This window comes from Chamaesiphon sp. OTE_20_metabat_361, assembly GCF_031364565.1.
Map to the genome: position 1 here is coordinate 1 of NZ_JANLWO010000099.1, position 9,906 is coordinate 9,906.

A 9,906-nucleotide genomic window follows, 5' to 3' on the forward strand; every position below is an offset into this window, starting at 1 on the left:
TAAAGACACAAACCCCCACTTGAACCCATCTCGTTCGCGGCGCGTCTCTTGTGGAGACTCGCCTTGACGACCGCTTGCTGACTCGCCGCTGGGGGCAGATGGCTTAGAGCTACCAATCGTAACGCCAGGACGAGGGTAGCCCCGGTTGGCACGCATACGTTGGTACGGAAATAAGCTCGTCGTCATCAGATATAGAACAAAGATCCCGCCAGTCACCCACAACCGATACTGTCGTCCGAAAATCAGATAGCTCCGCATCATCACGATGATATACAGCAAGCCAACTTGACGCATCCCGAGGTAAGCAGCTAAAAAAATCGGCACGATTTGGGCGATCGTATAGAGTATGCGGATCGCTAATTTGCCCATCGGCAGGCGCAATCCCATCACAGCCAGCACCGCTACAATCCCTACATTCAGCCATTTTAGCTCCAGCATCTGTCCGCGCGGCGACACTTCGAGCGCCATGACGACGGCGAATAAAATCCACTCGATATACAGTAGCGATCTCAGCGGATGGCGCACGAATAGTTCGATCTGCATTCAATCGACTTAAATTACTTGGGGTTCTCCTAACATAACTGTAATTGTTCCCGATCGATCGTTACGTTAGTCATGTTTTGAGGCGATCGAAACTATGACTGGCGATAGGTTATTTGAAGTATCGATCGTGACCTTAGCTGGATGTCTGGATCGGGTCAGAAAACTTAAGATAGCAGCATGGAAATAAAACATTCCTTACCACCAGCACCCCGATTACCACGATGAAAAACCACTTAGTCAAATTCTTACCACTATTGGCGATCTCCATTGCTGCGCCAGCAGTTGCCGCGAGTAACTATTTCGAGCGGCATTCTAATGGCGTACAGATTGCTGACAATGCAATGGGCAACCGCGCAAATCGTCTCAATCTGACTCCCGCTCAAAAAACCAAAATGCAGCAGCTCAAAGCTGACACTCGCAGTCAGATCGATGCGGTATTAACGCCATCGCAGCGTCAGCAACTCACCCAGCTTCGAGCTACACGCCAAGCCGAGCGCCAAGGTGGCAAAGGGATGAATTTGACTGCCGACCAAAAAACCAAACTCAAAGCCATTCGTGAGTCAAATAAAGCGCAACTGAGAGCAATTTTGACTCCCGCTCAACAGGCGCAACTCGGGCAAGGTCGCGGTTGGGGCAAAGGCGGGATGGAGCAATTGAATCTGAGTGCCGAGCAAAAAACCAAAATGCAGCAACTCCGCGCATCGGCACGCAGCCAAATGGAAGCGATCCTTACACCCGAGCAACAGCAGCAAGCTCAAGCACGTCAAGAGCGTCGCCAAGCCATGCGAAATACCTGGAAAAGTCTCAATCTCACCGCCGACCAACAAGCCAAAATCAAAACTATCCGTCAATCGAGCCGACAGCAGTTAGACGCCATTCTGACCCCAGAGCAACAGGCTCAACGCAAATCGCGCTATAGAGGCGGTGGCAGACAAAACTCCATCTAGCAGCAAAGCTACTCACCCGAGCATTGCTACTGCCGGATCGTGACAAAAGATAGAGAGTACGGGCAGACATCTATTGCTTTTACCCGATGAATCCGACTCGATCGCGAGATTACACTCGACATAAACGTGCTTCATTTATCTAACCCAGCCCACAGCAAACATGTTAAAACTCACTTCATTAGCAATTGGCTTACTTAGTATCCTCACGATGGCTCCCAGATCTGAGGCAATGACGGCTAACGCTCGCCCTGTCTCGATCGATCGACCCGCCGCCAATCTCCAATCTCAAATTATTTTGAGAATCGGCGACCGGGGTTACTCGCGTGGCAGTAACTATCAACGGCGGCGGGAGCTAGAACTGCAACGGGAGCGCGAAGCCGCACGCCTTCGCCGACAATCCTTACGGCGTGAGCGTCGCTCTTATGGTGAATACCGTCGCGATGGTGACTACCGCCGCAGTCGCTAAATTCTCGGCTCGGTATAAATGAAATTTATCTGCTTAAATCCAGACCGATCCGTCGGTCATCGATCGAGCGATTTCAATACATTTGTTTCTGCTGGAATTTAGCGATAACCGACCGATCGATTAGGTGAAATCTCTAACTATAGGTGGATATGTAAATACATCAAAAGTTATTAGATTATAAATATGGATATCGAATTTTTGTCCAAGCCAAAAACTTTTGTTATTTTGCATCCATTCTTGTCTATTTAGCCGATTTATTCTAGTCTAATTAAACCACGAAGTTGTCATGAAAAAACATTTTATTGCATTAGTTACGCTGCTTTCTTCAATTGCTGCCATCGGTGTAAGTACGCCAGCCAGCGCCCAAGTAATAGGTCAAAGCTCGATCGGGCCATCTGTACTATTTGGCAACGGTCAAACTTCGATCGGGATCGACTCCAAATTCGGCGTCAGCGACAATCTCTCACTGCGTCCATTCGTCTACTTTCCCAATAACGGTACCAGCTTTGGTACGTCACTGACTTACGATCTCCCCTTGAGAAATACCGAACAAAGCTTCTTGATTACCCCATTTGTTGGTGGTTCTGTCGCTGTGAACACGGGCAACAATAGCGTAACTACATTTGGTTTGGTTGGTGGTGCCGACCTCGACCTTAGCGATAGTCTGCGCCTCAAGGCTTCGGTCATCGTACCAGTTACCGATAGCAATCAAGGTACGGGGATTGCCGTAGGTGCTGGCTTACGGTTTTAGATTTCCACCGATCTTGTTATAAATGTGGCAACGAGCGCACGCTCGTTGCCACATTTTTGGATTTATACTTGACAAAGTTCATCTCGTTCCGTACCTAACCGTGACTAAAGATAGATGAGCTGAGGTGAAAAACAGTACCTTAGCCCGATGATTATTAATGGCGATCGATCTAAGATCGAAATGATATTTCTAGTATCTATCGTTATATTCGGATGTAATCATGCCAAAACTTACAGCATTGGCGATCGCCCTATTAACCGTAATGTCGATCGCGCCCAAATCTCACGCGATGAGTACAACCGATAGTGCTGTCTCTGCTAGACAGCCAGCCGGAGATCTGCACGCACAACTAATTATCAAGATTGGCGGCAACGATCGCTCGTACCGCGATGACGATCGTTACCGCCAGATCGAGCGGGAACGAGAAGCAGAGCTTCGTCGCCGGGAATACTATTCCCAACGCCGTCAAGAGCGCAAGCGCTACTATCGAGAGCGTTATCACAACGATCGACGTTATGATGACCGTCGCTATGACGATCTTCGTTATGACGACCGTCGCGAATATCGCCACTAGTGCTAAATTAGCCCCGATCGTTGACACCGATCTCGACTCAGAGTGCAATCATCTATTTCTACCAGTAGATCGGGGTGGCGGATTATTCATCATTGGGCATTGCTGAATTGGGGTATGAAAAGTTTTGAGGCTTTAGGCTTTGGAGAGTTAGCCATTTCGATCGGTGGGAAATCATACATCATTTCAGCAACACCCATCATCGATTAAGTTACCAGCAAAAGGAGGCAATCTAAAATAGATTGCCTCCTTTATAGTACGATTTATAGAAGTCGATCGGTCTTAAGTACATTTAAAAGTAGCGTTCCATCGAGATCGTCAAAGGATGTGTAACTTATAGTATTTAGTAATCTCCCAAATATTATGGCTGCTGAAGTAATCTGTGTCGGTACCGAATTATTACTCGGTGATATTCTCAATAGTAATTCTCAGTACCTAGCGCAGGAATTAGCCGCATTAGGAGTACCGCATTTTTATCAAACTGTCGTGGGTGATAATGTCGATCGAGTCCATCAGGCGATCGAGATTGCGGCGGCTCGATCGAGTATCTTGATATTTACAGGTGGCTTGGGGCCGACGCCGGATGACTTGACTACAGAAGCGATCGCGGATTATTTTAAGACACCGTTGGTCGAACATCCGGAAACGATCGCCGATATCGAGTTCAAGTTTGCTAGCATCGGGCGCAAGATGACTCCGAGCAACCGGAAACAAGCGCTACAACCCGCAGGCGCAGCGATATTACCCAATCCCTCCGGTACCGCACCAGGGATGATTTGGCAACCACGGGCGGGATTGACGATCTTGACTTTTCCGGGCGTACCGCGTGAGATGCACCGGATGTGGCGGGATACAGCCGTTCCGTTTTTAAAAACCCAAGGTTACGGGCAAGATCGGATTTATAGTCGCAGTCTGCGGTTTTTTGGGATTCCCGAAGCCGCTCTAGCCGAAAAGGTCAACCATTTATTCAATTCACCGAATCCCACTGTAGCTCCCTATGCTGGGAAAGGACAGGTCAGATTGCGGATATCGGCTCGGGCTACTAGTGAAGCCGCCGCAGCACAATTAATCGCCCCAATTGCTGCGGAGATCCAGCAGATTGCTGGTGATGATTATTATGGTAGCGATGAGGATACCTTAGCCAGCGTAGTAGGGGAAAGATTAAGGGCTAAAGGACAAACTTTAGCAGTGGCTGAGTCTTGCACTGGCGGTGGTTTGGGGCAAATGTTGACAGAGACGGCGGGGAGTTCGGACTATTTTATGGGCGGCATTATTTCCTATGCGAATCGGGTAAAAGTCGATTTATTAGGAGTAGATCCCGAGGTGCTAGCGACAGAGGGCGCGGTGAGCGAGATAGTTGCCCGTCAAATGGCAGCGGGAGTTAAAGCCAAATTAGGCACGGATTGGGGCGTGAGTATTACCGGGATTGCTGGTCCTGGTGGGGGTACGGACGCCAAGCCTGTGGGCTTAGTATATATCGGCATTGCGGCTCCCGATGGCAGTATAGAGGGGATTAAGTATCAATTGGGGAGCCAACGCGATCGTGAATTGATTCGGCAGATGTCGGCGGCTCAGAGCTTGAATTTATTGCGGCGGCGGGTTGGGGGATAGAGGGTAGAGGGTAGATGCAAGAAGTTTAATATACAGATCGGAACTCTATCTATTTTCAGCAGTCCTAGTTAATAGAGGTCGCGATTCTCGTTCCGAGACGCTTCGCGAACGACTTACACTGAATTGACGAAAATATTTACTTCCCCGAACCAACAGATGCAGAAACCATTTCAACACCTACTCGTAGTTAGTTTGCTTTTGGGTACCCTAATTTTGGGTAGTTGTGAAAATCCCAATCGCCAACAAGCGGCAACTCCGCCTAGTCCCTCATCGCCAACTACTAGCCCCGATGCGACTACGAACCAGTTCCCTGGATTGCCCAGACTAAACGGTAAAGCGACAGTAGTGATGACTGTCAAAGGTAATAAACAAATCACGATCGAGTTAGACGGTAATAACGCTCCGATTAGTGCGGGTAACTTTGTCGATTTAGTTCAGAAAGGCTTTTATAACGGACTGACGTTTCACCGCGTAATTCGCAAACCACAACCTTTTGTCGTGCAAGGTGGCGATCCTAAAGGTAATGGTAGTGGCGGTTATATTCCTACTGGTACGAGTTCCGAACGGCAGATTCCCCTAGAAATTAAACCCAAAGGTGCTAGCGTCCCACTGTATAATAAAACCAAGCAAGATGCGCCACAACTCCAATCTCCCGAACTTCAACATACCCGAGGTGCGATCGCGATGGCAAGATCCCAGTCGCCTGATTCGGCATCTTCCCAGTTTTATTTCACCCTAGCCGATATTGGCTTCCTCGATGGTGACTATGCTGTTTTTGGGAAAATTACTCAGGGCTTAGAAATTATTGATACGATCGAACAAGGCGATAAAATTACGTCAGCAAAAGTAACTAGAGGCATTGAGAATCTCAAGAAATAAGTCGATCGGCTCAAGTTGCAATTTACGACTAAATAAAGCACGCGGTATTGATTAAAATGAGGGTAAGGGGCGAATCGATTAGCTCCTTGCCCTCATTTTTAAGGTGTCTAACTCACCAAGGTTGCTGGTGCAGACAGATGCAAATTGTAATTACTGGAATTGGCTTTAGATCGGCACTTGGCGATCTAGCGCGGACGTGGCAAGCTGTAAATAATGGCTGCTCGGCGATCGAATTACGGCAACCTTTTGAGAATTTTCCACCATTGCCGTTAGCTTTGATAAATCCCCAAGCGCCGCACGATTTGTTGGCACTCGCACGGCTGGTGGTGGCAGAAGCTGTTATGGATGCGGATTTAAGTTTACCACTGCTAGATTGTGGCGTCGCGATCGGTTCGAGTCGGAGTTATCAAGGTGAATGGGAAAAAGCACTCGCCAATCCCCCCCAGCGCGATCTTACTAACTGGTTGAATATCTTACCTCACAGTCTGGCGATCGAGACTGCCAGAGCGATCGGCTCTCGATCGGCTGTATTAGCCCCGATGGCGGCTTGTGCGACGGGAATATGGTCGATCGCGCAAGCCGTGAATTTGATGCGCTCTGGAGCCTGCGAGCGGGCGATCGCAGGTGCTGTCGAAGCGCCAGTTACGCCACTGACGATCGCGGGTTTTACCCAGATGGGTGCGTTGGCGACAACAGGCTGTTATCCATTCGATCTGCGCCGAGAGGGGTTAGTTTTAGGTGAAGCCGGGGCAGTATTTATCCTAGAGACAGCGGACTTAGCACGCGCTCGCGGTGCGAAGATTTATGGGGAAGTATTGGGATTTGGCTTGACGAATGATGCTTACCACATGTGCGCGATGGACGAGTCGGGAACGGCTGGTGTGAATGCTATTTATCAATGTCTCGATCGATCCAAACTCGCTCCCACAGATATCGATTATATCCACGCCCACGGTACGAGTACGCCCCTAAACGATCGCCGCGAAAGCCAATTAATCCAACAAATTTTCCCTGATGGCGTAGCGGTAAGTTCCACCAAAGGAGCGACGGGACATACATTAGGCGCATCCGGCGCGGTGGGGGTAGCACTGTGTTTAAGAGCGATCGCGACTCAAACTTTACCGCCATGTGTGGGTCTAAAAAATCCTGAATTCGATCTCAATTTAGTGACAATTTCACGTCAGACAGAGGTCAATAATTTGCTATGCCTAAGTTTTGGATTTGGCGGACAAAATGCGGCGATCTCCCTCAAAAAATGGCAACCTACTTAACCAGCAAATCTGACACCATTGGAAAGCTGTCAAAGTTACGATGTACCCAATCCATGCCCACTTCATTATTCAACTTAATCTTCTGTGGGGCACCAGGATAAATTTTTGACAAAATAGCTGCATCCTGTTCGATGACAACCCGAATGATATCTAAAAACTGCTGCTTCATCAATCTAAAAATTGGACTCTTCAGTTGAGCGAATAGCAGCACATAAGTGCGAGTGTGGTGTAGAGATTCTGGTACAAAGAAATGACATTTAGTTATTTTCCCCGCTGGTAGATCGCCGTGGAAAATAACTAAATGCGGAAAATAATTCTCCAGATGTGCCGACAGCACCTTGGGAATCGTCAATAAAGCTGGGTTCTTGAGTCTTTCCCGCAAGCTACTTGGCGCGGTAGGCATATTGTAATAGGCATCAGAATGATGTCCATCATCAATAAATCGATCGAACTGTACCTCAGTGATTTTAAACATCTCTCGATGAGTACCGTTTTGATGATTATAATCGTGCATATTCAACAGCATCGATCGCAGATCGGTTTCGACGCTACAATCGCCTGTCTGACCGACAAATTTATAATTAGCCGCAATTTCATTCAGAATATTGGGAATCGGTATTTTGGGTTCGTGTCCACCATACGACCAGATAAAATCACCCTGAATAATTAATTCTAGCTGGGCTAATTGCGGTAGCGTTTGCTTATTTGAACCGGGCAAAACCGTACAGCCTGCGCCATCAAATTCCAGCGCGTGAAAGGGACAAACTATGCGACTCGTACCATCTGGTTTCACCTCACACCAACCTTCAGATAGCATCGCGCCCATGTGGGGGCAAGTATTTTCGAGGGCATTAATATTTCCGCCCGCATCTTTCCAGAGCACGTAATCATTACCATAGAGCGATACCTTAAAGGGTTTGTTGACTGCTAGCATGGATTTGTGAGCTAGAAGCCAGGGTGCGCCTTGGAGCATATTCATGAGCGAATGGTTGAATAAGTCGATACGGCAATTTTATGAATAAATCCTCACAAATGTCCAGTGCTAATTCCTTGCGGCGTCAACCGAAGCAGCAACGCGGACAGCAACGGGTAGCCAAAATTTTGACAGCAGCAGCAGAAGTCTTTGCCCAAGTGGGTTATGCCGCCGCGACGACCCAACAAATAGCCGATCGAGCCAATACCGCAGTCGGATCGATTTATCAGTTCTTCCCTGACAAATTAGCGATTTTCCATGCCTTAGAAGCCGAGCATATGCAGCAAGTCGCGATCGTTAATGCTCGGTTAGTTGCCAAAGATCTGCGTCGTCCCCTCGTCCAAACGATCGGGGATATCGTTGATGCTCATGCCCAGTATTTCGAGCAGCCCATTCCTAGAATCGTTTATTTACAGTACTTTCTCGAATCACACCCCGGATTGTTTATATTATTTGACGAAAATTTCGATCGGCTATTAATTCATCAATTTGCCGATCTCTGCCAACAGCGTAATCCCCAGCTCAGTCGCGAGAAAAGCGAACTAATCGCCGAAGTTTTCCACCGCACATACAACGGCTTATTTCTCGTTGCGCTCAAAGCCGATTTAGCACATCGACAGAAGCTGTATACAGAGCTAAAAGATTTACTTTGTGCTTATCTCAACCCCTACATCGGTGACGATCTGCTAATCTTGCACAGTAAAGTAATGAAATGTGTTGAATGTGGCAGCGATCGAGTGGCAAAGAACGGACATCGCCACAACAAGCAACGCTATATCTGCGGGGCTTGCGGTCGGCAATTTGCAGATGAATACAGGGTGCGTGGCTATCCTCCACAAGTTAAGCAACAATGTCTCGATTTACATCATCAAGGTATGAGCTTCCGCGAGATCGAACGCCAAACGGGAGTATCTCATAATACGGCGATTAATTGGGTACGACAGTCTCATGCTGATGTCGATAGTGAAGCATAAGTTTCCGCGAGATCGAGATTAATCTATTCTTCCTATTCTGCATCGATACTTACTCGACTCTATTTTACTGCTACTAGGTTGATATCGAATGAGGGATCGATCGAGAACTTTCCCTTCAAAGCTGCCATGATGCGATCGACAAATTATGCACACTGCTAATAATCGACTTAGCACGTATACGTGTATGTGTTAACATAGGCGGATATATCGAGTGACAATCGCCATGCAACAGAAAATGACCATCACGATCGATCGAGAGGTTTATGATGCTCTCTATCGGGTTATCGGCAAAGGAAATATTAGTAAATTCATCGAAAATTTAGCTCGTCCCCACGTCATGAAAGAAGATCTGACATCTGCTTATCAGGCAATGGCAGCAGATACCGAGCGGGAGCGCGAAGCATTGGAATGGAGCAATGGGCTAATTGGGATCGTAAGTGATGCTCAGAGGTGAAGTCTGGTGGGTAGATTTTGACCCCTCTGTTGGTGGAGAAATTCGGAAAACTCGACCTGCGGTTATTATTAGCAATGATGCTGCTAATGCCTCACTAAATCGCGTTCAAGTGGTGCCACTGACAAGCAACACTGGTCGATTATATCCTAGTGAAGCCATCGTCACGATCGATGGCAAAGAAAGTAAGGCAATGGCAGACCAATTGACAACGGCATCTAAGGATCGACTGGTAAATAAACTCGGTACGATCTCAGTAGATGACATGAAATCAATCGAGCGTATAGTTAAAATTCAACTTGGTATGCAACTCTAAGTAATTAATCGTACTAGAAACTACACTCGATCGAGTCGATCGGAATGTAAAGGTAAGACTCGTCTAATTTTTGCATCAATGTCGCTAAAACCGTAGCTGACCGTTAGAAATTTAGATTGAATAATACAGGGGAAAAGATTTAGCTTCCTTGGG

12 protein-coding genes and 1 pseudogene are annotated in these 9,906 nt (G+C 47.5%); 11 read left to right on the forward strand and 2 right to left on the reverse strand.

Translation table 11 applies throughout. The features are described from left to right. Positions 1–543: pseudogene (locus tag RMO35_RS02750) on the reverse strand (hypothetical protein); the annotation flags it as partial. A gap of 221 nt (positions 544–764) precedes the next feature. Between RMO35_RS02750 and RMO35_RS02755 the strand changes: the two are divergent. The 8 genes from RMO35_RS02755 to RMO35_RS02790 all read left to right on the forward strand — a co-directional run bounded on the left by RMO35_RS02755 (position 765) and on the right by RMO35_RS02790 (position 7,039). Then, positions 765–1,490: a Spy/CpxP family protein refolding chaperone gene (locus RMO35_RS02755; RefSeq protein ID WP_309738401.1), complete on the forward strand. Its 726-nt coding sequence runs from the start codon at positions 765–767 to the stop codon at positions 1,488–1,490. 160 nt (positions 1,491–1,650) lie between these two features. Next, complete coding sequence (locus tag RMO35_RS02760; protein ID WP_309738402.1) at positions 1,651–1,956, forward strand: hypothetical protein; 306 nt, start codon at positions 1,651–1,653, stop codon at positions 1,954–1,956. Between the two features lie 286 nt (positions 1,957–2,242). Further along, positions 2,243–2,707 carry a hypothetical protein gene (locus RMO35_RS02765; RefSeq protein WP_309738403.1) on the forward strand — a complete coding sequence of 155 codons (465 nt, stop codon included), beginning with the start codon at positions 2,243–2,245 and terminating at the stop codon, positions 2,705–2,707. A 220-nt stretch (positions 2,708–2,927) separates the two neighbouring features. Continuing rightward, complete coding sequence (locus tag RMO35_RS02770) at positions 2,928–3,281, forward strand: hypothetical protein (RefSeq protein ID WP_309738405.1); 354 nt, start codon at positions 2,928–2,930, stop codon at positions 3,279–3,281. A 42-nt stretch (positions 3,282–3,323) separates the two neighbouring features. Next, a complete protein-coding gene (locus RMO35_RS02775) occupies positions 3,324–3,488 on the forward strand; it encodes a hypothetical protein (RefSeq protein WP_309738407.1) in 165 nt (54 codons plus the stop codon). A gap of 153 nt (positions 3,489–3,641) precedes the next feature. Continuing rightward, complete coding sequence (locus RMO35_RS02780; RefSeq protein ID WP_309738408.1) at positions 3,642–4,889, forward strand: competence/damage-inducible protein A; 1,248 nt, start codon at positions 3,642–3,644, stop codon at positions 4,887–4,889. A 156-nt stretch (positions 4,890–5,045) separates the two neighbouring features. Then, entirely contained in the window at positions 5,046–5,768 is a 723-nt protein-coding gene (locus RMO35_RS02785) for a peptidylprolyl isomerase (protein WP_309738409.1), read from the forward strand. A 137-nt stretch (positions 5,769–5,905) separates the two neighbouring features. After that, positions 5,906–7,039 carry a beta-ketoacyl-ACP synthase gene (locus RMO35_RS02790; protein WP_309738410.1) on the forward strand — a complete coding sequence of 378 codons (1,134 nt, stop codon included), beginning with the start codon at positions 5,906–5,908 and terminating at the stop codon, positions 7,037–7,039. On the opposite strand, the gene RMO35_RS02795 is transcribed toward RMO35_RS02790, so the two are convergent. After that, a complete protein-coding gene (locus RMO35_RS02795) occupies positions 7,032–8,018 on the reverse strand; it encodes a Rieske 2Fe-2S domain-containing protein (protein WP_309738412.1) in 987 nt (328 codons plus the stop codon). The two genes, RMO35_RS02790 and RMO35_RS02795, sit on opposite strands and share 8 nt — an antisense overlap. A gap of 35 nt (positions 8,019–8,053) precedes the next feature. Here RMO35_RS02795 and RMO35_RS02800 point away from each other — a divergent pair, with 35 nt between their 5' ends. The 3 genes from RMO35_RS02800 to RMO35_RS02810 all read left to right on the forward strand — a co-directional run bounded on the left by RMO35_RS02800 (position 8,054) and on the right by RMO35_RS02810 (position 9,753). Continuing rightward, positions 8,054–8,986: a TetR family transcriptional regulator gene (locus RMO35_RS02800; protein ID WP_309738414.1), complete on the forward strand. Its 933-nt coding sequence runs from the start codon at positions 8,054–8,056 to the stop codon at positions 8,984–8,986. Between the two features lie 211 nt (positions 8,987–9,197). Then, on the forward strand, positions 9,198–9,440 hold the full coding sequence (locus tag RMO35_RS02805; RefSeq protein ID WP_309738416.1) for an addiction module antitoxin: 243 nt from the start codon (positions 9,198–9,200) through the stop codon (positions 9,438–9,440). Beyond that, positions 9,427–9,753 carry a type II toxin-antitoxin system PemK/MazF family toxin gene (locus RMO35_RS02810; RefSeq protein ID WP_309738417.1) on the forward strand — a complete coding sequence of 109 codons (327 nt, stop codon included), beginning with the start codon at positions 9,427–9,429 and terminating at the stop codon, positions 9,751–9,753. Before RMO35_RS02805 ends, RMO35_RS02810 begins: the two co-directional genes overlap by 14 nt. Positions 9,754–9,906 lie beyond the last annotated feature (153 nt).

Excerpts from the sequence above, each read along its gene's own strand:
- RMO35_RS02790 (WP_309738410.1), top strand. The coding sequence starts at position 5,906 with ATGCAAATTGTAATTACTGGAATTGGCTTTAGATCGGCACTTGGCGAT.
- RMO35_RS02765 (WP_309738403.1), top strand. The coding sequence starts at position 2,243 with ATGAAAAAACATTTTATTGCATTAGTTACGCTGCTTTCTTCAATTGCT.
- RMO35_RS02770 (WP_309738405.1), top strand. The coding sequence starts at position 2,928 with ATGCCAAAACTTACAGCATTGGCGATCGCCCTATTAACCGTAATGTCG.
- RMO35_RS02795 (WP_309738412.1), bottom strand. The coding sequence starts at position 8,018 with ATGAATATGCTCCAAGGCGCACCCTGGCTTCTAGCTCACAAATCCATG.
- RMO35_RS02800 (WP_309738414.1), top strand. The coding sequence starts at position 8,054 with ATGAATAAATCCTCACAAATGTCCAGTGCTAATTCCTTGCGGCGTCAA.
- RMO35_RS02785 (WP_309738409.1), top strand. The coding sequence starts at position 5,046 with ATGCAGAAACCATTTCAACACCTACTCGTAGTTAGTTTGCTTTTGGGT.
- RMO35_RS02755 (WP_309738401.1), top strand. The coding sequence starts at position 765 with ATGAAAAACCACTTAGTCAAATTCTTACCACTATTGGCGATCTCCATT.
- RMO35_RS02760 (WP_309738402.1), top strand. The coding sequence starts at position 1,651 with ATGTTAAAACTCACTTCATTAGCAATTGGCTTACTTAGTATCCTCACG.
- RMO35_RS02810 (WP_309738417.1), top strand. The coding sequence starts at position 9,427 with ATGCTCAGAGGTGAAGTCTGGTGGGTAGATTTTGACCCCTCTGTTGGT.
- RMO35_RS02780 (WP_309738408.1), top strand. The coding sequence starts at position 3,642 with ATGGCTGCTGAAGTAATCTGTGTCGGTACCGAATTATTACTCGGTGAT.